This window comes from Rathayibacter oskolensis, from assembly GCF_900177245.1.
In the GTDB taxonomy this organism is placed as follows: Bacteria; Actinomycetota; Actinomycetes; order Actinomycetales; family Microbacteriaceae; genus Rathayibacter; species Rathayibacter oskolensis.
In genome coordinates this window covers 1,336,188-1,358,846 of the sequence record NZ_FXBM01000001.1, presented here as the reverse complement: position 1 = coordinate 1,358,846, position 22,659 = coordinate 1,336,188, and the positions used below count along the sequence as shown (strand labels likewise).

The window sequence follows — 22,659 nt, the reverse complement described above, 5'->3', positions numbered from 1 at the left end:
CGCGCGATCGCGTCGAGCGCGCCCGAGGCGGCCTCGGCGAGGGATCGGCGCAGGAACGCCCGGCGATCGCGGCCCGCCGGATCAGGCGTGGTCGTCGGCGGTCTCCTCCGTGCTCGGGACAGGATCGCCCTGACCCTCGTGGGGCTCCGCGTCGGCGGACACGGAGTCGGCGGACTCCTCGACGGCCGCCGGCAGCGCGATGGCCTCCGGACCCTCCGTCACCAGGAGGTGGAACTCGGCCGCCGTGATGATCCGCACCCCGAGCTGCTCGGCCTTGCCGAGCTTGCTCCCCGCGCCCGGGCCCGCGGCGACGTAGTGGGTCTTCTTCGACACGCTCGAGCCGGCCTTCCCGCCGGCCTGGAGGATCGCCTCCTGCGCGCCTTCCCGGGAGTAGCCCTCGAGGGACCCGGTCGCGACGACCGTCAGCCCGGCGAGCACGCCCCCTGCGGCATCCGCGGCTCCCGGACCGGGGTGGCCGGGCGTCGTGAACTGCACGCCGGCCGCCGCCCAGCGCTCGACGATCTCGACGTGCCAGTCGACCTCGAACCACGCGAGGACAGCGTCGCCGATGATGCCGCCCACGCCGTCGACGGCGGCGAGCTCGTCGCTCGTCGCCGCGCGGATCGCGTCGAGCGAGCCGAAGTGGCCGGCCAGCGCACGGGCGGCGACGGGGCCGACGTGCCGGATGCTCAGCGCCACGAGGAAGCGCCAGAGCGGGGAGGTCTTCGCCTTGTCGATGTTCGCGATGAGCTGCAGTCCGCTCGTGGAGGGGACGTACTCGGCGTCGCCGGAGAACACCGCCGCCTCGGGATCGAAGGGGCCGTCGCGCTTCTGCCGCTTGCGCTTGAACGGGCCGACGACCTTCGCCTCCCCGCGCTCGTCGAGCTTCTGCAGGCCCGTCTCGCTGTCGCGGACGACGACCTCGATGGGGAAGACGTCCTCGATCCGGAGCTCGAAGAGCCCGGCCTCGGTGACGAGCGGAGGCTCCGCGGGCACGAGCGGCTGGGTCAGCGCGGCGGCCGTGACCTCGCCCAGCACCTCGATGTCGAGAGCACCGCGCCCGCCAATGTGCTCGACGCGTCCGCGCACCTGCGCCGGGCAGGAGCGTGCGTTCGGGCAGCGCAGATCGACGTCGCCCTCCTTGGCCGGAGCCAGGGTCGTCCCGCACTCGGGGCAGACGGTCGGCATGACGAACTCGCGCTCCGAGCCGTCGCGCAGCTCGACGACCGGGCCGAGCACCTCCGGGATGACGTCGCCGGCCTTGCGGAGCACGACCGTGTCGCCGATCAGCACCCCCTTCGCCTTGACGACGTCGGCGTTGTGCAGCGTCGCCTGGCGGACCTCGGACCCGGCGACCTTCACCTTCTCCATCACCGCGAACGGGGTCGCCCGACCCGTGCGCCCGACGCTCACCACGATGTCGAGGAGCTTCGTGTGCACCTCCTCGGGCGGGTACTTGTAGGCGATGGCCCACCGCGGTGCGCGGCTGGTCGCCCCGAGCTCGTCGTGGAGCTCGAGCTCGTCGACCTTGACGACGACTCCGTCGATCTCGTGCTCGACGGAGTGGCGCTCGCGTCCGTAGCGCTCGACGAACGCGAGCACCTCGTCGACCGACTCGGAGACGCGGTTGTGCGCACTGACCGGGAGCCCCCACGAGGCGAGCAGGCTGTAGACCTCGGACTGCGCGGCGACCGGCGGGTCGGGCCAGGCGCCGATGCCGTGCACGTAGAGCGCGAGGGAGTCGACCCTGGCCTCGCCCGCCCGCAGATCGAGGCCTGACTTCTTGTCGAGCTGCTGGCGGAGGCCGCCGCTCGCGGCGTTCCGCGGGTTCGCGAACGTCGGGAAGCGGCGCAGGGCGCTCTCTCTCGCCCGCTCCTCGTCGAACGGCTTGCGACCGGCCTCGGGCCGGGACGACCAGCGGGCCCGCGCCTCCTCGACCGCGTCGTCGCGGAGCGACTCCTGCAGGCGGTTGAGGGCGGCGAACGCCGCGACCGGGATGAACACCTCGCCGCGGACCTCGACCAGGGCCGGGTGGCCCTCGCCGGAGAGCTCGAGCGGGATGCCCGCGACGCGCAGGGCGTTGACCGTGACGTCCTCGCCCGTGCGCCCGTCGCCGCGGGTGGCGGCGGTGACCAGGTGCCCGTGCTCGTAGTGCAGCGAGATCGCGAGACCGTCGATCTTGAGCTCGGTCAGCCAGCGGATCGGGCGGGCCGCTGAGGCGACGGTCTTCTCGCACCACTCGCGCAGCTCGTCGGCCGAGAAGACGTTGTCGAGCGAGAGCATCCGCTCGGAGTGGTCGATCGGCGCCAGGCCCGCTCCGACGATGCCGCCGACCGTCTGCGTGGGCGAGTCGTCGCTCGCGAGCTCGGGGTGGGCGGCTTCGAGATCGGCCAGCTCGCGCACCAGAGCGTCGTACTCGGCGTCGGCGAGCGGCGAGGCGTCTGCGGCGTAGTAGTCCTCGCTCGCGGATCGGATCCGCGCACGGAGCTCGTCGACGCGGGCCTCGTCGACCCCGGCGCTCTGCCCGGCCGCCTGCTCGGCGGTCATCGGAGCACCGCGGCGAGCTCGGCGTCGGAGGAGACGGTCCGATCGATCGTGCACTGACCGAGCACGCGGGTGCCGAGATAGACGACGGCCGTCTGGCCGGGGGCGACGCCGTCGAGCGGCGAATCCGGAGTGATCACGAGCTCGACTCTGCCATCGACCTCCGACACCACGGCCGAGGCCGGGACCGGGTCGGCGTGCGCACGGATCTGGACCTCGCAGCGGAACGGACGGGTCGCCTCCAGCGGCGCCGCACCCGCCCAGGTGAAGCGCGATCCGGCGATCTCGCCGATCCGCAGCGCCTCCCGCGGCCCGACCACCACCTCGTTCGTCTTCGGACGCACCTCGAGGACGAAGCGCGGCCGACCGTCCGGTGCCGGCACTCCGAGGTGCAGGCCCCTGCGCTGCCCGACGGTGTAGCCGTGGGCGCCCTCGTGGGCACCGACGACCGCGCCCTCGCGGTCGACGATCGCGCCGGCCGCGGGCGCGACCCGCTCCGAGAGCCAGCCGCGGGTGTCGCCGTCGGGGATGAAGCAGATGTCGTAGCTGTCCGGCTTGCTCGCGACGCTCAGGCCCCGGCGCGCCGCCTCGGCCCGGACGATCGCCTTCGACGGCGTCGAGCCGAGCGGGAACATCGAGTGCTCCAGCTGCTGCGTGGTGAGCACCCCCAGGACGTACGACTGGTCCTTCGCCTCGTCGCTCGCCCGGTGCAGCTCGGGACCGCCGTCGGGGCCCGTCACGAGGGAGGCGTAGTGACCGGTGCAGACGGCGTCGAAACCCAGGTCGAGGGCCTTCTCGAGCAGGGCCGCGAACTTGATCCGCTCGTTGCAGCGCATGCAGGGGTTGGGTGTCCGGCCGGCCGCGTACTCGGCGACGAAGTCGTCGACCACGTCGAGCTTGAAGCGCTCCGAGAAGTCCCACACGTAGTAGGGGATCCCCAGCACGTTCGCCGCCCGCTGCGCATCCATCGAGTCCTCGATGGTGCAGCAGCCGCGACTCCCGGTGCGCAGCGTCCCCGGCATCCTGCTCAGCGCCAGGTGGACGCCGACGACCTCGTGGCCCGCCTCCACCGCGCGCGCGGCAGCCACCGCCGAATCGACACCACCGCTCATCGCCGCCAGAACCTTCACCGTCCGAGTCTACGAGCGGCCGGGGGAGGCGCCCAGCCCCTCGGACGACGACCGGCCCCGCGGACGGCAGAGACGAGCCGATCAGGCGGGGAGGACGGCCCTGCTCGAGAGCCCGGCGCGCGCGGCGCGGGTGTAGGCGGCGGGCAGCGCGGCGACGATCGCGTCGACCTCCTCGGCGGTCGTGGTCCGGCCGAGGGTCAACCGCAGCACCCCGCGCGCCTCGTCCTCGCTGCGACCGAGCGCGAGGACGACGTGGGACGGCTCCGGGATCCCCGCGGTGCAGGCCGAGCCGGTCGAGACCGAGAAGCCGGCCGTGTCGAGGAGGAAGAGGAGCGAGTCGCCCTGCGCGCCCGGGAAGGCGAGGTGGGCGTTGTTCGCGACGCGCCGGCCGGAGTCGACGGCGGGCCCGGTGAGCGTGGCGCCGGGGATCGCGCGGAGCACCCCCTCGACGAGACGGTCGCGCAGGCCCGCGAGCCTGGTCGTCTCCTCCGGCATCTCGCGGACCGCCTCAGAGACGGCCGCCGCGAACGCCGCCGCTCCCGGCACGTCCTGCGTGCCCGAGCGCACGCTCCGCTGCTGTCCCCCGCCGTGCAGCACCGGGACGACTCTGGCGTCCCTGGCCAGGACGAGCGCGCCCGTCGCGATCGGCGCGCCGACCTTGTGGCCTGAGACGCTGACGGCGACGAGACCGGCTCCGCCCCGCGACCCGGAGGCGCGGCGGACGTCCCCGATCGCGAGGGGGACGTGGCCGAGGGCCGCGACCGCGTCGAGGTGGAGCGGCACTCCGGCCCTGGCGCAGACGGCGGCGAGCTCGGCGACCGGGGCGATGGTGCCGATCTCGTTGTTCACCCACAGAGCGCTCACGAGCGCCACGGAGGCGGGGTCGCGGTCGATCGCCGCGGCGAGGACCTCGGGGCGCAGCGCCCCCTCCGCATCGAGAGGCAGCAACTCGATCTCCGCGCCCTCGTGCGCCGCGAGCCACTCGACACTGTCGATCGTCGCGTGGTGCTCGCCGCCCGGGACGAGGAGGCGGGTCCGCGCGGGATCCTCGGCGATGCGCTGCCAGAAGAGCCCCTTGAGGGCGAGGTTGATCGCCTCCGTACCGCCCGCGGTCAGGACGACCTCGATCGGCTCGCAGCCGAGGGCCGCGGCGATGTCCGAGCGGGCGTCCTCGAGGCGCCGTCGCGCCTCCTGGCCCGCGCCGTGCACCGACGAGGGATTGCCGGGGTTCGCCGACGCCTCGGCGAAGGCCGCGAGGGCGGAGGCCCGGAGCGGGGTGGTGGCGGCGTGGTCGAGGTAGATCACGGCAGCCCCCGTCCCACGTCCGGGGCGCGGAGGAGACCCGCGCCCGTTACTACTGTAAGTCGCATGACTTCTCGCGACCCCCTGGCCCGGCTCGGCGTCACCGTGGACGCGGACGGCGGCGAGCTGCGCGTCTGGTCGGCCCATGCGAGCGCGATCGACCTCCTCCTCTACGACGAGAAGGATCCGACGTGGATCGCGCGGACGGTCCCGCTCGAGCGCGACGGAGACGGAGTCTGGTCGGCGCGCTCCCCTCAGCTCTCGCCCGGTCGCCGCTACGCCGTCCGCGTCGACGGACCGACCGGCCCGCGCAACCGCTTCGACCCGCGCACCGCGCTCCTCGAGCCGTACTCGCGGGGCCTGCACCGGGTGGCCGAGAACGAGTGGCGCTCGGTCGTCGTCGACGACGCGTTCGACTGGGGCGCCTCCGAGAAACCGGGGACGCCGCTGGACCGGACGGTCGTGTACGAGGCGCACGTGAAGGGCCTCACCAAGCTGAACCCCGCACTGCCCGTCGAGCTGCGGGGCACCTACGCCGGACTCGCGCACGAGTCGACGGTCGCCTCCCTCCTCGACCTCGGGGTCACGGCCGTCGAGCTGCTGCCGGTGCACGCCTTCGTGTCGGAGCAGCGGCTGCTGCGCCAGGGGCTCACCAACTACTGGGGCTACAACACCCTCAACTTCTTCAGCCCCCACGCGGCCTACGCCTCCCCCGCCGCCCAGCGCGGCGGCCCGACGGCGGTGCTCAGGGAGTTCAAGGGGATGGTCAAGCTGCTGCACGAGGCGGGGCTGGAGGTGATCCTCGACGTCGTCTACAACCACACGGCGGAGGAGGGCCCGTGCGGTCCTCGCTCGAGCCTGCGCGGCATCGACGACGCGAGCTACTACCGCCAGACCGACGAGGGCCGCTACATCGACGTGACGGGCTGCGGCAACACCGTCGACTTCGGCCACCCGGTCGCGCAGCGGCTCGCCCTCGACTCGCTGCGCTACTGGTCGTCCGAGGTCGGGATCGACGGATTCCGGCTCGACCTCGCAGCGACGCTCGGGCGCGACGAGATCGCGCACTTCCGCTCCGACCACCCGCTGCTGCGGGCGGCGGTCGAGGACCCGGCGCTCGCGGGGGTGAAGATGATCGCGGAGCCGTGGGACGTCGGCATGGGCGGGTGGCAGACCGGCAACTTCCCCGACGGCTGGTCGGAGTGGAACGACCGCTACCGCGACCGGGTGCGCAACTTCTGGCTGTCGGACATCGACTACTCCCGGCGGGCGGGCACCGCCCCCGTCGGCGTGGGCGGTTTCGCCACCCGCCTCGCGGGCTCGTCGAACACCTTCTCGGCCGAGCGCGGACCGCTGGCCTCGGTCAACTTCGTCACCGCGCACGACGGGTTCACCCTCGCCGACCTCGTCTCGTACAACGTCAAGCACAACATCGGCAACGGGGAGTCGAACCGCGACGGCGCCGACAACAACCGCTCGTTCAACCACGGCTTCGAGGGGCCCTCCCCCGACGAGGCGATCACGCTGGTGCGACGGAAGGCGATGCGGAACCTGCTGGGCACCCTCCTCCTGTCGGCCGGCGTGCCGATGATCACCGCCGGAGACGAGTTCGGTCGGAGCCAGCGCGGCAACAACAACGCCTACTGCCAGGACTCCGACCTGACCTGGCTGCGCTGGGAGGGCCTCGGCGAGTGGCAGCTGCACCTGCGCGCGCACACCCGCACGCTCCTCCGACTCCGCCGCGAGCACCCCGCCCTGCGCCCCGCCCGGTACGGCCGCAGCGGCGAGGTCACCCCCGGCGCGAGCAGCATGCGCTGGTTCGACGCGCACGGGCACGGCATGTCCGACCACGACTGGACCTCGGCCGAGAACCGGACCCTGCAGTACCTCGCCTCCTCCACCCCGGAGTCCGAGGCGTTCGACCGCATCCTGCTGGTCGTCCACGGCGTCGAGCACGAGACGAGCGTCGTCCTCGCCGAGAGCGACGGTGTGACGGGCTACACCCGGCTCTGGAGCAGTGCCGAGCCCGAGCCCCTCGAGCACGGGGAGTCGTTCGAGCCGGGCCAGGTCATCCGCGTCGCCGGAACCTCGATGCAGCTCTTCGCCGCGCACGGCACGGAGCCGGGCGATCCGCCCGGGGACGGCACGCTCTGATGTCGACGCGGCAGGGCCCCGGCACTCCGGCGACTCTCGCCCTCGCCTCCGCCGGGATCGCGTTCGTCCCCCGCGAGTACCGGCACGATCCCGCCACCGCGAGCTACGGGACCGAGGCGGCCGAGGCGCTCGGCGTCGAGCCGGAGCGGGTCTTCAAGACCCTGCTCGTCGACGTCGACGGCGAGCTCGTCGTCGGCATCGTGCCGGTGACGGGGTCCCTCGGACTCAAGGAGCTCGCGGGCGCGGTGGGCGGCAAGCGCGCGGCCATGGCCGATCCGGCGCTCGCGCAGCGGCGGACCGGCTACGTCCTCGGCGGGATCTCGCCGGTGGGGCAGAAGACCCGGCACCGCACGGTGCTCGACGAGACGGCCGAGCTGTTCGACACCGTGCTCGTCTCGGGCGGCCGGCGCGGCTTCGACATCGAGCTCGCACCGGCCGACCTGATCGCGGTGACCGGCGCGATCCTCGCCGACATCGCCCGCTGACCGGCCCGACGTCGATCGACGGCTCGCCGGCCCTCCGTCCTCTGTGCCGGATCCCACCCGGATGCGACGGGGTCAGCGGTTCGGGAGCACCCGGTCCAGGAACGGTCTCAGCAGCCGGACGCTCTCCTCGAACCGGGTCTCCAGGATCCAGTGCCCGGCGTCGAGAAGATGGAGCTCCGGGAGGTCACGCAGATAGGCGCGTGCGGCGGGCTCGGGTACGCAGCAGTCGTGCGGGCTCCACGACAGCAGGGTCGGGACCGGAGCGCCCGCTGGTCGATCGCCGCGCGGTGCAGTTAGCGCGCGGGGGTCAGTGCTGATGTGAGCGCTGAGACGAGCCGCGGCAGCGCGGTGGGGTCCGAAGACGCGTGAGCCGGGTCGAGCTGTCCGAGCGAGAGACCCAGACAGTCGGGGGCCTGGAGGAGTTCGGAGAGGGCGCGCTCGAGGACAGCGATCGTGGGTCCGCTGTTGCGTCCGTTGACGTTCTCGGCGATCGGGGCATCGAGGAAGTCGAGGACGTCGACGTCGAGGTGCACGATGAACGGCCCTCCGGCGACCCCGTCACGTGCGTGCCGCGCCGCGCCGCGCGGGTCGTCGCAGAGCGCCGCCTGGTCGATGATCGCGAGACCGAGCGCTGCGGCCTGGTCGCGTTCCCACTGCGTCGCCCTCGTCGGGTCGGCTCCGAGGAACACGAGATCCGCCGGCTGCAGCAGCGGCGGGCCGCCTGACGCTCCCGCGAGCTCCGGTGCAGCGCCTTCCAGAGCCAGAGCGTGAGCCATGCCCATCCAGCTGAGCGAGCCTTCGGTCGTCGAGTGCGGAGTGTTGAGGTCCAGGTGCCGGTCGATGTAGACGAGACGAGGTCGTTCCCCTCGGCGCCTCATCGCCGCGCACAGGCCCACGGCGACCAGGCAGCTGCCGCCGAGCACGAGCAGCCGATCACCCTCTGCGAGCAGCTCGGCCGCAGACACGGACAGCTCGAGCATCGACTCCGCTTCATCGCCCAGGTTCTGCGCGAACGGACTGTCCCGGTCAGGGCTCCACAACCGCGTGGTCAGATCTCCTGCGTCGACGACGTCGACGCCGGCAGAGAGCAGCGACTCGACGAGCCCCGCGTCCCGCAGAGCTGCCGGCGCTCGCTCCACACCGACGCAGTACGCCCCGGTACTGCTCGGCACGCCCAGCACAGTCACCTTCATGAGACTCCCCTCTCGCGGATCCGCACTCCGACCCGCCCTCCACACTCGTCGCGCGCACCCTCCTCCTGCAACCGGGCCGGGCCTCGCGACGTCCGTCTCCGGCGCTGCACATCTCGCGCCGGTCCGGGAGTGAGCTCACGAGCATCCTCCCCGATTCGCACTGCATCGACGGTCCGTGTCCGACGGGCGATCAGGAGAACGTCCCGCGTCGGCGCTCGACGGAGTACTGCGCGATCAGCACTCCCGTCGTCGTGGCGACACTGCGCTGCAGGACCAGATCCGCACGTTCGGACTCTCCGAACAGACGCTGCCCCGAACCGAGGAGGATCGGGTGGATCTGGAGGATGTACTCGTCGACGAGGCCCGCGCGGTGGAGGTCGCGGAGGAGCGCGCCGCTACCGAGGACCGTGAGGTCTCCGTCGAAGGACTCGTGGAGAGCGCCGACCGTCTCCACCGCGTCGCCCGCGAGCAGCGTCGAGCCCGGGTACGTGAGCTCCGTGCCGGCCGAGCGGGACACCACGAACTTCTGAGCGTGAGTGAGGTAGTCGGTGAAGGGGTTCGGCGTCGCCGTCGTCGTCCAGAAACCGAGGAGATCCTCATAGGTTCGGCGACCGAAGAGCATCGCTCCCTCACCGGTCATCCCCTCGGACACGAAGCGCATCGACACGTCGTCCTGGTAGCCCTCACCCCACCCGCCGTGGGCGAAGTCGTCGCGAGTGTCCTCGTCCGGGCGTCCGAGTCCCTGCATCACTCCATCGAGGCTGATGCTCTCCATCGCGCTGATCCGTCCCACGGTCCTCTCCTTCTTCCTCGTGATGAGTGCGTGCCTCGACCGTGGACTGCCCGCGATCCAGCGGCGGATCGGAGTCAGGGCACCAGGTCCGATGCCGCCAGCGGCTTGCGCAGTTCGACCTCGACGTAGTGGCGGCCGTGGATCTCGCCGTTCCGCCGCTCGCCGGTGGGCGTGTAGCCGGCGGCGGCGTAGACGTGCTGAGCGCGGGTGTCGGCGTCATGGGTCCACAGGAAGACCTCGTCCCGTCCGCGAGCGCGGAGATCCTCCTCCGCGGCCGCGAGCAGACGTCGCCCGATCCCCCGCCTACCGGCAGCGGGATGGACGAAGAGCACGTACAGCTCACCTGCTTCGCCGTGGGTACCGGAGTATCCGACGACCCGCCCGTCGATCTCGGCCACGAGCAGTACGTCCGCCGGTCCCGTCTCGGTCGCGGCCTCAACCCAGAACTCCGGCGGGAACATCGGCACGATCTCCTCGACGTGCTCCAGGTGCGTCCACCCCTCGAGCACCGCCGCATCGAAGACTTCACCCAGCGCCGGTGCGTCGCTCGCGACTGCGCTCCTCACCACTGCGCCACCGTCGATCACCATGCCTCGACGCTACGACGGTCGCCGAACAGGCGCCACCTGCACGGGGGACTCCGGCGCTGCTCACGCCGGGATCCCTCGACATCACGGGGACCGGATCGTAGATGGGGCGAGCACGACGGCGGCGGCCCGGAGTCTGGAATCGGGCGAGGTGGACTCGCTAGCGTCGGGGCATGAGCAGACTCGTCGTCTCCGTCCTCACCTCCCTCGACGGCTACTACGAGGGCCCCGATCACGACCTCTCGACCCTCCCGTTCGAGGACGCGTTCAACGACCACAATCTCGCTCTGCTGAGACGGGCGGGCACTCTCGTCTACGGGAGCCGCTGGTTCCGCGACAACTGGGACAGCTGGAGCGCCGTCGCCGCCGACGACTCCGCGGGCGACCGCGATCGCGAGATCGCCCGCCTCGTCACCACGCTCGACTCCCTCGTCATCAGCGACTCCCTGTCCCACGAGGCCGGCGCCGCCTGGGCCGCGAGCACCCGGATCGTCCCGCGCGAAGGCGCAGCCGCCGAGATCCGCGCGCTGAAGGCGGCCGGCGACCGCGACCTCCTGATGTTCGGCAGCGGGACGACCTGGAATCCTCTCCTCGAGCTGGGACTCGTCGACGAACTGATCGTCCTCGTCGGAGCCGGGCTCGCCGGCGGCGGGTCGCCTCTCTACTCCGGCCCACCGCATCCCGGACTCACACTCCTCGACGCCGCCGCTCTCCCCGGGTCCGAACTCGTCCGGCTCCGCTACGACGTGAGCAGCCGATGACGGCCACTGACACCTGGGACGTCTTCTCCACGCTCGACGGCTACGGTTCCTACGACACGGGCCCGGAGGGCGTGGACTGGGGCGGCTACTGGTCTCAGCAGGGTCCGGAGTTGCTCGAGTGGCGGGCGGGGCTCTTCGCCGAGCCGTTGCGCATGGTCTACGGGGCGACGACGTTCCGTGAGGTCGCAGGGATCTTCGCCGCGGGTATCGACCCGAACGCTCTCGACGAGTGGAACCTCCGGCTGCACTCGATGCCGACGACAGTCGTGTCCTCGACACTGCACGACACGCTGGGATGGCGCGACGCGACGATCGAGTCCGGTGACGCGGTGGAGATCATCGGACGACTCAAGGAGTCCTCGGATCTGCCGCTCCGGTCTCAGGCCAGCCTGTCGCTGAACTGGTCGCTCCTCGCCGCCGGCCTCGTGGACCGCATCGAGGTGACAGTCTTCCCGGTCATCACCGGCCGCACCGGGGTGAGCCCGATCTACGCGGGACTGGCCGACCACGACCTCGAGCTGCTCGACACGCGCACTCTCGACTGGCGGACGGTGGTCCTGACCTACCGGCCGTCGCCGCACACCTAGCGCGCGAGATCGGGGTGGAGGCGTCGCAGTGCCGATGACGCCGGCGGCTCGAAGCCGAGGGCGCGGTAGATCCGTTCAGAGTCCGGAGTGGCATGGAGATCGACGACCTCGCATCCGGTGAGATCGAACCAGTGCAGGGCGGCGCGCACGAGTTCCGTGCCTCGCCCGACTCCGCGGTGAGGGAGCTCGACGTAGACGCTCGAGAGCTCCCCCGAGAGGCCCGTCGAGAAGCCGGGCCCGGGCAGGCGTCCGATCAACTGAGCGACCGCGCAGCCGATCAGTCGCGGGGAACGGGAATCGGGATCGTCCACCACGAAGGCAGCGAGGGAACCGACGCCCATCCGGGCCGCGAGCTCGCGTTCCGCGGCCCCGTACCACTCGGTGCCGTCGACCTCCCGCGGCCGTGCCGCGGAGCCGGTGCCCGCCATGTCTCGGAACATCGCATGGCGCAGCCGTACGAGCTCGCCCGCGTCGCGACCTGTCGCAGCGCGAGGGGAACCTCGCGGAGCCTCCGCAGCACCCATGTCGCCTCCTCTTCGGTCAGCAGTCCGACCCGACCTCTCCTCGGCCACCGAAGCGATCGCAGACCGCTGCTCCGGACGGGACACCTGTACTGACCGGTGCGCCCGCAGAGCTCGGATCAGGTCGCGGCCGCGACCAGACCGAGCTCCGCCGATCGCGCGAGCAGCGGGTGCTGCGGCACCACCCGCACGGTGTAGCCGAACGAGCCGCTGCGGTCGAGCGTGACCACGCCCGCGTAGGGCACCCGCCCCACCGAGTCCGCGGGGACGACGCCGCCCGCCGACTCGACCACCTCGAGCTCCTGGTGCCGCACCTCGGTCAGCGTGCCGTCGGAGGCGGGAGTGCCGTAGACGACCTGCACGGTCACGTCCTCCGGGCGCAGATCGCCGAGGAGGACTCCGGCCCGTAGCGCGAGCCGGTCGCCCCGCTGCGGCACCGCGTCGATCCCACCCGACTCGACCGAGGGGACGGAGACACCCGGCCAGCCGGCGCGGACCCGCGCCTTCCACGCCGAGAGCTCCTTGGCGGGCTCGAAGTGGTCCACCGCGACCGAGCGCCCGGCCTCCGCCGCCGGACGGTACAGCGTCTCGACGTACTGCCGCACCATCCGCTCGGCCGAGAGCTCGGGCGACAGCGTCGCGAGCGTGTGACGGATCGAGCGCACCCAGCGGCGGGGGACGCCGTCGTGATCGCGCTCGTAGAAGCGCGGGACGACCTCGGTCTCGAGCAGCTCGTACAGCGCGTCCGCCTCGAGGGTGTCGCGCGCCTCCGGGTCGAGCGCCCGGTCGGAGGAGGGGATCGCCCAGCCGTTCTCGCCGTCGAAGTACTCGTTCCACCACCCGTCGAGGATGGAGAGGTTGAGCGAGCCGTTCAGCGCGGCCTTCATCCCGGAGGTGCCGCACGCCTCGAGAGGCCGGAGCGGGTTGTTCAGCCAGACGTCCGTGCCCGGGTAGAGCAGCTGGGCCATGGCGATGTCGTAGTCGGGGAGGAAGACGATGCGCCGCCGCACGTCGGCCTCCTGAGCGAAGCGGACCAGCTTCTGGATCAGCCGCTTCCCCTCCTCGTCGGCCGGGTGCGACTTGCCCGCGATCACGATCTGGATCGGGTGCTCGGGATGCGTGAGCAGGGCGCGCAGCCGCTCCGGGTCGTGCAGCATCAGCGTGAGGCGCTTGTAGGTGGGGACGCGCCGGGCGAAGCCGATCGTCAGCACCTCGGGGTCGAGCAGCTCGTCGAGCCACCCCGGCGCGAGTCCTCCCGGGTTCTGCTCGCGCCACGACCGCGCCGCCCGGCTCCGCGCATCGCGGACGAGCTGCTCGCGCATCGTCCGCCGCGCCTGCCAGATCTCGCCGTCCGAGAGCGCGCCCGACGCCCAGTCGGCCTGGGTCGTGTCGTCGGTGCCGAGCCGGTCGCGCGCCAGGGCGGTGAGGACGGGATCGGTCCAGGTGGCCGCGTGCACGCCGTTGGTCACCGAGCCGATGGGGACCTCGGTCGTGTCGAAGCCCGGCCAGAGCGCCGAGAACATCGACCGGCTGACCTCGCCGTGCAGCTTCGACACGCCGTTCGAGCGCTGCGCGAGCCGGAGCCCCATGAACGCCATGTTGAAGACCTGGTCCGACCCTCCGGCCGACGCCTCGGAGCCCAGGGCGAGCACGTCCTCGACCTGGACGCCCGGGAGGAGCTCCGTCGAGAAGTACTGCTCGATCAGCCCGCGGTCGAAGCGGTCGATGCCGGCCGGAACCGGGGTGTGCGTCGTGAAGACCGTGCTCGCCCGCACCACCTGCAGCGCCTGGTCGAAGTCGAGACCCGCGCCGATCAGCGCCGAGATGCGCTCGAGACCCTGGAAGCCGGCGTGCCCCTCGTTGGTGTGGAACACCTCCGGGACCGCCTTGCCCGAGACCTCGGCCCACAGCTCGAGGGCCCGCACACCGCCGATGCCCAGGAGCAGCTCCTGCAGGAGACGGTGCTCGCCACCGCCCCCGTAGAGGCGATCGGTGACGGAGCGCAGGCCGTCCTCGTTCTCGCGGATGTCGGTGTCGAGGAGGAGGAGCGTCACGCGCCCCACCTCGGCCCGCCAGACGCGCGCGTAGAGCGCTCGCCCGTCGGGGAGCGCCAGCACGATCCGCGCCGGAGAGCCGTCGGCCAGGCGCACGACCCGCAGCGGCAGGCCGTCCGGGTCGAGCGAGGGGTAGGACTCGAGCTGCCAGCCGTCGGCGGAGATCCCCTGCGAGAAGTATCCGGAGCGGTAGAACAGTCCGATTCCAGTGAGCGGGACGCCCAGATCGGAGGAGGCCTTGAGGTGGTCGCCCGCCAGGATGCCCAGGCCGCCGGAGTACTGCGGTAGCGCCGCGGCGATCCCGAACTCGGGCGAGAAGTACGCGATCGACCGGGGCGCCGACTCCGGGAGCGACTGGTACCAGCGGGGCTCGGTGCGGTAGCGCTCGAGCTCGTCGCGGAGTCGCCAGACGTCGTCCACGAAGCCCTGATCCCGCGAGAGCTCCGCGAGGCGCTCGGGGCTGACCGCGCCGAGCAGCGCCGTGGGGTCGGCTCCACCGCGCTGCCACAGCTCGGGATCCACCCGCTCGAAGAGGCGGCGGGTGGGCTCGTGCCAGGCCCATCGGAGGTTGCCCGCGAGCTCCCCGAGCGCCGACAGCTCGGGCGGCAGGACGGACCGGACGGTGAAGCGGCGGATCGCCTTCACGGCACTCCTCGACTCTCTGCGGACCCCGGCGGACACAGGCGCGGAAGCGCCGGGGCGGTCGCGCGAGCACACCCTAGCGGACGGCGTCGACGGGCGAGAGCGCTCGTCGCCGGTCGTTTGCACAGGCCCGCTCGCGGGCGCAACCGGCGTGCCAAAGGCACCGGCGGTCGCTACTGTCGAGACGTGGCTCAGACACCTTTCGGCAAGGCTCCGCACGGCAACGACGCACGAGGGACGGAGCGCGGGCGACCCGCGCCGGAGGAGGTGTCGACGCCTCCGGAACCGGCTCTCCCGGCCTCCCTTCCCGATTCCGCGGCGACCCCCGCGGCGGGCAGCGGCTACCGCGCCCGCGCCGAGCGCATCCCGATCATCGACCCCCAGCCCCGGCTCGAGGACGACCGCTGGCCGGCGAAGGCCTTCGTCGGCGAGGTCGTGCCGTTCGCGGCGACCGCGTTCCGCGAGGGACACGACCTCATCGGGGTCGATCTCGTCCTCACCTCCCCCTCCGGCGCCGAGTCGTCGCACCGGATGTCGCTGCTCGCGACGGGGACCGACCGCTACGGCCGCCTGGTCCTCCTCGATGCCGAGGGCGCCTGGAGCTACCGCATCCGCGCGTTCGCCGACGACTGGGAGACCTGGCTGCACACCGCCGAGGTCAAGATCCCGGCCGGGCTCGACCTCGAGGTGACCTTCGCGATCGGCCAGGGGCTGCTCCGCACCGCCGCCGACGACGAGTCGCGCACGGCGGAGGAGCGCACGCTGCTCGCCGAGACGGCGACGCGCGTCGGAGACGGCTCGCTCGACCCCGCCGAGCGCCTGAGCGCGGCGACCGACGCCGCCGTGCACGGAGCGTTCACCGCCCGCCCGGTGATGAGCCTCGCCAGCCTCTCGGAGCCGCGCATCGTGCACGTCGAGCGCACCCGCGCGGGCGTGGGCGCCTGGTACGAGTTCTTCCCCCGCTCGGAGGGAGCCGTCCGCCACGAGGACGGCTCCGTGACCAGCGGCTCGTTCCGCACCGCCACGGCGCGCATCCCCGCGGTCGCGGCGATGGGCTTCGACGTCCTCTACCTCCCCCCGATCCACCCCATCGGCCGCGCCTACCGCAAGGGCCCGAACAACACGCTGAACGCAGCCGAGACCGACCCGGGCTCGCCCTGGGCGATCGGATCCGCCGAGGGCGGCCACGACGCGATCCACCCCGACCTCGGCACGGTCGACGACTTCCGCGCCTTCCACACCGCCGTCACGGACGCCGGGCTCGAGCTGGCGCTCGACTTCGCCCTCCAGGCCTCCCCCGACCACCCGTGGGTGACCAGCCACCCGGAGTGGTTCACGACTCTCCCCGACGGCACGATCGCCTACGCCGAGAACCCGCCGAAGAAGTACCAGGACATCTACCCGATCAACTTCGACAACGACCCGGTGGGCATCCGCCAGGAGTCGCTGCGGATCCTCGAGTACTGGATCTCGCTCGGCGTGACGATCTTCCGCGTCGACAACCCGCACACGAAGCCGCTCGACTTCTGGGAGTGGGTCATCCACGAGGTCAACGCGAAGCACCCCGAGGTGGTGTTCCTGGCCGAGGCGTTCACCCGCCCGGCGATCATGCGCGCTCTCGGCAAGGTGGGCTTCCAGCAGTCGTACTCGTACTTCACCTGGCGCAACACCAAGGAGGAGCTGGCCGAGTTCTTCACCAGCGTCTCGCAGGACACGGCCGACTACATGCGGCCGAACCTCTTCGTGAACACTCCGGACATCCTCACCGAGTACCTCCAGTACGGCGGCCCGTCGGCCTACAAGGTGCGGGCGGCGCTCGCGGCGACCGCGTCGCCGCTCTGGGGCGTCTACGCCGGATACGAGCTGGTCGAGAACGTCGCGCGCCCGGGCGCCGAGGAGAACATCGACAACGAGAAGTACGAGTACAAGACGCGCGACTGGGCAGAGGCGGAGGCCTCCGGCCGCTCGCTCGCGCCCTACATCACCCGTCTCAACGAGATCCGGCGGGCCCACCCCGCCCTCCGCCAGCTCCGCAACCTGCTGGTCCACGGCAGCGACGACGAGGCGATCCTCGTCTACTCGAAGCACCTCCAGGCGCCCTTCACCGGGACGGGCTCGGCCGACACGATCATCGTCGTCGTCAACACCGACCCGCACTCCGCGCGCGAGACGACCGTGCACCTCGATCTGCCCGCGATCGGGCTCGACTGGGGCGCGAGCTTCGAGGTCGAGGACCTCGTCACGGGCGCGGTCTGGACCTGGGCGAGCGACAACTACGTTCGTCTCGACTCCTTCGTCGAGCCGGTGCACATCCTGAGCGTGAAGGCGGACGAGCGATGAGCGGAACTGTTCCCGAGAACGACGCGACGACCGGCGCCGCCGAGTCCGCCGGCCTGAGTCCGCGCGTCGAGACGGTCGTCACGACCGGCACGAGCGCGGCGACGACCACCGGCACGGCGCCCCGCCACGCGGCGTCCGACGTGGCCGAGGCTCCCGCCGAGGAGGCCGAGGCTCCCGCCGAGGAGGCCGAGGCTCCCGCCGAGGAGGCGGCCACCACGGCGGCGACCCCGCCGGTCGAGGGCTCGGCCGCGATCGATCTGCCCGAGATCCCGGAGTGGATCCTGCAGCAGATCGCCACCGGCAGCAACGCGCTCCCCCACGACGTCCTCGGACAGCACGTGGTCTCCACCTCGGGTGTCGCCGACGAGATCACGGTGGTGCGCACCCGCCGCCCGCTCGCCGAGCGGGTCGTCGCCGTGCTGTCGACGGGAGCCCGCGTCGAGCTCGCGCACCTGCGCGACGGCATCTGGCAGGGCTTCCACATCCTCGGCCCGCAGGCCTACATGATCGAGGCGAGCTACGGCGACGGCGGCTCGTGGACGGCGGAGGACCCCTACCGGTTCTCGAAGACCGTCGGCGACTTCGACCTCTACCTCATCGGCGAGGGCAGGCACGAGCGGCTCTGGGAGGCGCTCGGTGCTCGGCACCGCGAGCACGAGGGAGTCTGGGGCACCTCGTTCTCGGTGTGGGCACCGCACGCGCAGGCCGTCCGCGTCGTGGGCGACTTCAACGAGTGGAGCGGCGAGGGCCACTCCCTCCGCAACCTCGGCGTCACCGGCGTGTGGGAGATCTTCGTGCCCGGCCTCGAGCCCGGCGCCTCCTACAAGTTCGACCTGCTGTCCCGCGACGGGCGGTGGGTCCGCAAGGCCGACCCGATGGCCCGGTCCACCGAGGTCCCGCCCGCCACGGCGTCGCGCATCCCGGTCTCGCACCACCACTGGAACGACTCAACGTGGATGGACCGGCGCGCCTCCGTCGACCCGCACACCCAGCCGCTGAGCGTCTACGAGATCCACCTCGGCTCGTGGAAGCCGGGACTCGGCTACCGCGACATCGCCGACCCGCTGATCGAGTACATCACCGCCCTCGGCTTCACGCACGTCGAGTTCATGCCCCTCGCCGAGCACCCCTTCGGAGGCTCGTGGGGCTACCAGGTGACCGGCTACTTCGCCGCCTCCAGCCGCTTCGGCACAGCCGACGATCTCAAGTACCTCATCGACCGCCTGCACCAGGCCGGCATCGGCGTGCTGGTCGACTGGGTCCCCGGTCACTTCCCCAAGGACGACTTCGCCCTCGCCCGCTTCGACGGCGAGCCCCTCTACGAGCACCCCGACTGGCGCCGCGGCGAGCAGATGGACTGGGGCACCTACGTCTTCGACTTCGGTCACACGCAGGTGCGCAACTTCCTGGTCGCGAACGCGCTGTTCTGGCTCGAGGAGTTCCACGTCGACGGTCTGCGGGTCGACGCCGTCGCGTCGATGCTCTACCTCGACTACTCGCGCAAGGAGGGCGAGTGGCTGCCGAACGAGCACGGCGGGCGCGAGCACCTCGAGGCGATCAGCTTCCTGCAGGAGGTGAACGCCACCGCCTACAAGCTCTACCCCGGCATCATGATGATCGCCGAGGAGTCGACGAGCTGGCCGGGCGTCACCCAGCCCACCGCGTCGGGCGGGCTCGGCTTCGGGCTCAAGTGGAACATGGGCTGGATGCACGACTCGCTCGACTACATGGCGAACGACCCGCTCTGGCGGCAGTACCACCTGGGCGAGATCACGTTCTCGTTCGTCTACGCCTTCAGCGAGAACTTCGTCCTTCCGATCAGCCACGACGAGGTCGTGCACGGCAAGGGCTCGCTCATCAACAAGATGCCGGGCGACCACTGGCAGCAGCTGGCGAACGTGCGCGCCTACCTCGCCTTCATGTGGGCGCACCCCGGCAAGCAGCTGCTGTTCATGGGGCAGGAGTTCGGGCAGTACTCCGAGTGGAGCGAGGAGCGCGGCCTCGACTGGTGGATCCTCGACCAGCCGAGCCACCGCGGGCTCTGGAGCCTCGTCGGCGAGCTGAACCGGGTCTACCGCGAGTCGCCGGCGCTCTGGGAGCTCGACAGCGACCAGGCAGGCTTCGAGTGGATCGACGGCGGTGCCGCGGCACCGAACGTGATCTCGTTCCTCCGGAAGGACCGCGAGGGACGCCCGGTCGCCGTGATCGCGAACTTCTCCGGCTCGCCCGTGCACGGCTATCGCGTGAGTCTTCCGACGGCCGGTCGGTGGGAGGAGCTCGTCAACACCGACGCCGAGACCTACGGCGGCAGCGGTGTCGGCAACTTCGGAGCCGTCGAGGCGCGCAACGAGCCGTGGGCGGGCCGTCCGGCCTCCGCCGAGCTGGTGCTGCCTCCGCTCGGCGTGCTGTACCTGCGCCCCACCGACTGACGCCCGAGGGAACCCGGACCGTCGAGTCCGCCCGTCGGTCCGGGGCTCCCTCACCAGTTCGGGTTCCTCCACCCGATACACGAGACTGTCGACGAGTGGATGCGACGTCTCCGCCGCTTCTCAGCGCGCGAGGCAGACAGGTCGTCCGTCACCGTCCGGTCAGTCGCACCTGGGGTAGGAGGCGACGGTGAGAAACGCGTTCCAGCGTCTCTCACGAGCCGGACGCGACCCGCTCCTCGGTACGCGACCCGTCGTGAAGCCGACCGCGGCAGGGTGAGCGCTCGCGCTCACCCTGCCGAACAACTCAGTAGAGCAGCCCCGTGAGGCGTGCCCTGGCCTTGTTCACGCGGGGGTCGGTGGTCCCGACGATCTCGAACAGCTCGAGGAGCCGCGCTCGCACGGTCGCCTTCCCGTCGGCGTCGAGCCGCGGGAAGATCGACAGGAGGCGGTCGAACGCGTCCTCGACGTGACCGCCGGACACGTCGAGGTCGGCGACCGACAGCTGCGCCTCGAGGTTCGAGGGCTCGGCCGCGGCCGTCGAGCGCACCTCGTCGAGCGTCTTCCCCTGGAGTCGCTGCAGGAGCTTCACCTGCGCGAGACCGGCGACGGCCAGATCGTCGCGCGGATTCTGCGCGATCGCGGTCTCGTACTCCGAGATCGCGGCGGAGTAGTCGCCGCGATCGATCGCGTCGTACGCCTCCTGGTGGTGCGGCGGCAGCGGTGCGGGTGCCGGCTCGCCCTCCGGCGCCTCCGCGTCCACCGGGATCGAACCGGTCACGCCGTTGGTGGCCGCGAGCTGGAGCACCTGCTCGAGCAGATCGCGCAGCTGGTCCTCGGCGATGAGCCCGCTGAACAGCGGGACGGGTCGGCCGCCGATGATGGCGGCGATCGTGGGGACGGACTGCACCTGGAAGGCCTGGGCGAGCTGCGGGCTCGACTCGACGTCGACCCCGACGAGGACGAACGCGCCCGCGTACGAGACGATCACCCGCTCGAGGAGCGCGGTCATGCTCGTGCTCTGCTCGGCCCACGACCCGCGGAGATCGACGATCACGGGAACGCGCGAGGAGAGCTGGACGATCTGGTCGAACTCCGCGTCACCTGCGGTCAGCAGCAGCGGGTTCGCGGCGGGCGCTCCGCCGGAGGCGTCGGCGCCCGCGGGGGCCGACGGAGCGGGTGCCGCCCGCCGGTTCACGAGGGAGGACAGGTCGATTGCGCCGCGGAGGTTTCCGGGCAGGGGCGGGACGGTGCTCACGGCAGCTGCACCACCGAGACGAGTCCCTGGCTCCATCCGAGCATGACGATCTTCTCCTCCGATCCGACGGGCGGAACATAGAACAACAACTGATAACCGTAGGTGGTCTCGATGCCCGTCGTGGACTTGTCGGTCCCGAGCAGGGTCTGCGAGGCGCCGGAGGTCGACACGGTCGATCCCTCGGCGGTCGGGCGCACCGTCGACACCTCGGCGATGCTCGCGGCGACGAGGGCGCCGGAGTCGTTCGTGGCGAGGGCGATGGTGGACGACGTGCCCGCCTTGTTCGAGAACTCGATCGACGCGGTGTCGGGCAGGGCCTCGCGGTCGGCGTTCTTCTTGTCGATGCCGACCTGCCCTCGGAGCGTGTCGCCGTCGGCCGAGAACGTCTCGGCGTACTGGCTCGCGTCGCCGTTCGCGAGGATGTCGGCGTAGGCCGAGCCGACCTCCTCCGGAGCGAGCTTCATCAGCTTCGAGTCGGGTGCGACGATCGAGGTGCCGACGGTGACCGGGGCGACGTCCGGGATCCGCGCGTTGGCCTCGAGCGAGATCGCGTAGTCGACCTTGTAGTCGACCCGCGGGCTGGCCTGGCTCATGACCAGGGCGATCGGCGCCTGCGTCGAGTCGGCCGAGTTCTGCACGACAGCGGTGACCAGGCGCGGCCAGGACTCGGTGTCCTGCGGGAGGACGAGGCTCACGGGCGAGGCCGGGATGGTCTGCGGCGGGTCGATGGTGCCGCCCTTGACCACGACCTCGTAGTTGGTGGTGCGCTCGGTCAGGGCCTCGCCCTGGAACCGCTCGGCGAGGGCGGTCGCGTCGTGGGCGGCGTCGGCGGCCGAGGCGACGTCGGCGATCGAGGCGATGATCGCCTCCGCCTGCTGGGTCGTGACCACCGGAGTCGCGACCTCGGCGGCGGGCTCGGCGGTCGAGGTCTCGGAGGCGGTCGGCGTGACGGTCGCTCCGGCGGCCAGATCGGGCCAGTAGTCGGAGCTGCAGCCCGAGAGGAGCAGGCTCGCACCGACGACCGCCGGGAGCACCAGGAGGCCGCGGCGGCGGGCGGGGCGCGGGGCGGCGACGGAGGCCTGGATGCCGGCGCGCGCTCGCGGCCGGCGGGCCCCGCGCGGGATCTTGCCCTGCGGACCCTTCCGCCTCGGGCCGTGCTGCCGGCGAAGGTGCAGGAACGCCCAGATGTAGAGCGCGATCCCGATCAGGAGGAAGACGGCGCCCCCGAGCAGGAGCGGGCCGGCCAGCGGAGTCGCGGTGTCGACCGGCCAGCTGACCCGGACGTCGCTGGCCGCCGGAGCGGTCCCGTCGCTCGCGATGAGGATCGAGACGTCGTCGGGCACGTCGAGGGCGACGGTGATGCTGCCCGCCCCCTCGAACTGCTCGAGCCAGAGGTCGGAGCCGCGCGGGTCGGTGACCGCGGCGTCGGCGGTCGCGACGTCGGCGGACAGGTCCAGGGCGGTGCCGGTGTCCTGCGAGGCCGTCAGCGCGGCGGGCTCGGGCTCGCTCCGGTAGCCGATCTCGTCGTACTCGGATCCGCCGACCCAGCCCATCACGTCGGTGGTGCGGGCGTAGGCGAGGACCAGGTCGCCGTCGCCCTCGACGGTGATGGTCTGCCGTCCGGGATTGGCGTCGAGGGTGCTCCCGTCGATGACCGCGTACGGCGCCCCCGACTCGAGAGCGGTCTCGGCGGTGAGGGACTCGGGGGGAGCCCAGACCGTCCGTTGACCGATGCCGAGCACGATCATCGCTGCGGCGATGACGGTGGCGATGATGGCGAAGACGAACCGCACGAAAGAACTCCTCCTGCGTTGCCGGATCAGGGTGGCGGCCTCAGCCGGTTCGGGTGACACGGCCGGACCGGGGCGCGACGGCAACAGAC

16 protein-coding genes are annotated in these 22,659 nt (G+C 71.8%); 6 read left to right on the top strand and 10 right to left on the bottom strand.

Annotation, left to right across the window (positions count from 1 at the left end; genetic code table 11):
- Positions 1-81: 81 nt before the first annotated feature.
- From ligA to B9Y99_RS06565, 3 genes are all read right to left on the bottom strand, one after another.
- A complete protein-coding gene (gene ligA / locus B9Y99_RS06575) occupies positions 82-2,547 on the bottom strand; it encodes an NAD-dependent DNA ligase LigA (protein WP_085475720.1) in 2,466 nt (821 codons plus the stop codon).
- The gene (gene mnmA, locus B9Y99_RS06570; RefSeq protein ID WP_244274785.1) at positions 2,544-3,674 is read right to left on the bottom strand and encodes a tRNA 2-thiouridine(34) synthase MnmA; all 1,131 of its coding nucleotides are present in this window, start codon (positions 3,672-3,674) and stop codon (positions 2,544-2,546) included. Before mnmA ends, ligA begins: the two co-directional genes overlap by 4 nt.
- An 81-nt stretch (positions 3,675-3,755) precedes the next feature.
- Positions 3,756-4,979 (bottom strand): cysteine desulfurase family protein, encoded by a 1,224-nt coding sequence (locus B9Y99_RS06565; protein ID WP_244274784.1) that lies wholly within the window; start codon positions 4,977-4,979, stop codon positions 3,756-3,758.
- A 63-nt stretch (positions 4,980-5,042) separates the two neighbouring features.
- On the opposite strand from B9Y99_RS06565, the gene glgX reads away from it, so the two are divergent.
- Together glgX and ybaK are read left to right on the top strand one after the other, a co-directional pair.
- Complete coding sequence (gene glgX, locus B9Y99_RS06560; protein WP_085475717.1) at positions 5,043-7,130, top strand: glycogen debranching protein GlgX; 2,088 nt, start codon at positions 5,043-5,045, stop codon at positions 7,128-7,130.
- The gene (gene ybaK / locus B9Y99_RS06555) at positions 7,130-7,615 is read left to right on the top strand and encodes a Cys-tRNA(Pro) deacylase (RefSeq protein WP_085475716.1); all 486 of its coding nucleotides are present in this window, start codon (positions 7,130-7,132) and stop codon (positions 7,613-7,615) included. The genes glgX and ybaK overlap by 1 nt, the downstream gene beginning before the upstream one ends.
- Positions 7,616-7,908: 293 nt before the next feature.
- Here ybaK and B9Y99_RS06550 read toward each other — a convergent pair whose 3' ends face one another.
- The 3 genes from B9Y99_RS06550 to B9Y99_RS06540 form a co-directional block, all read right to left on the bottom strand.
- The gene (locus B9Y99_RS06550; RefSeq protein WP_085475715.1) at positions 7,909-8,808 is read right to left on the bottom strand and encodes an arginase family protein; all 900 of its coding nucleotides are present in this window, start codon (positions 8,806-8,808) and stop codon (positions 7,909-7,911) included.
- A 190-nt stretch (positions 8,809-8,998) separates the two neighbouring features.
- Positions 8,999-9,601 carry a dihydrofolate reductase family protein gene (locus tag B9Y99_RS06545; RefSeq protein WP_208856890.1) on the bottom strand — a complete coding sequence of 201 codons (603 nt, stop codon included), beginning with the start codon at positions 9,599-9,601 and terminating at the stop codon, positions 8,999-9,001.
- Between the two features lie 74 nt (positions 9,602-9,675).
- Entirely contained in the window at positions 9,676-10,191 is a 516-nt protein-coding gene (locus B9Y99_RS06540; protein WP_085475714.1) for a GNAT family N-acetyltransferase, read from the bottom strand.
- 170 nt (positions 10,192-10,361) lie between these two features.
- Here B9Y99_RS06540 and B9Y99_RS06535 point away from each other — a divergent pair, with 170 nt between their 5' ends.
- A complete protein-coding gene (locus B9Y99_RS06535; RefSeq protein WP_085475713.1) occupies positions 10,362-10,949 on the top strand; it encodes a dihydrofolate reductase family protein in 588 nt (195 codons plus the stop codon).
- Positions 10,946-11,536 carry a dihydrofolate reductase family protein gene (locus tag B9Y99_RS06530; protein ID WP_085475712.1) on the top strand — a complete coding sequence of 197 codons (591 nt, stop codon included), beginning with the start codon at positions 10,946-10,948 and terminating at the stop codon, positions 11,534-11,536. The genes B9Y99_RS06535 and B9Y99_RS06530 overlap by 4 nt, the downstream gene beginning before the upstream one ends.
- On the opposite strand, the gene B9Y99_RS06525 is transcribed toward B9Y99_RS06530, so the two are convergent.
- Positions 11,533-11,964, bottom strand: coding sequence for a GNAT family N-acetyltransferase (locus tag B9Y99_RS06525; protein ID WP_165759551.1), 432 nt, complete (start codon positions 11,962-11,964; stop codon positions 11,533-11,535). The genes B9Y99_RS06530 and B9Y99_RS06525 overlap by 4 nt on opposite strands.
- A gap of 212 nt (positions 11,965-12,176) precedes the next feature.
- A complete protein-coding gene (gene glgP / locus B9Y99_RS06520; RefSeq protein ID WP_085475710.1) occupies positions 12,177-14,756 on the bottom strand; it encodes an alpha-glucan family phosphorylase in 2,580 nt (859 codons plus the stop codon).
- Between the two features lie 264 nt (positions 14,757-15,020).
- Here glgP and B9Y99_RS06515 point away from each other — a divergent pair, with 264 nt between their 5' ends.
- Positions 15,021-17,093 (top strand): alpha-1,4-glucan--maltose-1-phosphate maltosyltransferase, encoded by a 2,073-nt coding sequence (locus B9Y99_RS06515; RefSeq protein WP_085475709.1) that lies wholly within the window; start codon positions 15,021-15,023, stop codon positions 17,091-17,093.
- The gene (gene glgB, locus B9Y99_RS06510; RefSeq protein ID WP_085475708.1) at positions 17,090-19,522 is read left to right on the top strand and encodes a 1,4-alpha-glucan branching protein GlgB; all 2,433 of its coding nucleotides are present in this window, start codon (positions 17,090-17,092) and stop codon (positions 19,520-19,522) included. Before B9Y99_RS06515 ends, glgB begins: the two co-directional genes overlap by 4 nt.
- A gap of 304 nt (positions 19,523-19,826) precedes the next feature.
- On the opposite strand, the gene B9Y99_RS06505 is transcribed toward glgB, so the two are convergent.
- On the bottom strand, positions 19,827-20,777 hold the full coding sequence (locus tag B9Y99_RS06505) for a tetratricopeptide repeat protein (protein ID WP_085475707.1): 951 nt from the start codon (positions 20,775-20,777) through the stop codon (positions 19,827-19,829).
- Positions 20,774-22,570, bottom strand: coding sequence for a DUF8094 domain-containing protein (locus B9Y99_RS06500; protein ID WP_085475706.1), 1,797 nt, complete (start codon positions 22,568-22,570; stop codon positions 20,774-20,776). Before B9Y99_RS06500 ends, B9Y99_RS06505 begins: the two co-directional genes overlap by 4 nt.
- Positions 22,571-22,659 lie beyond the last annotated feature (89 nt).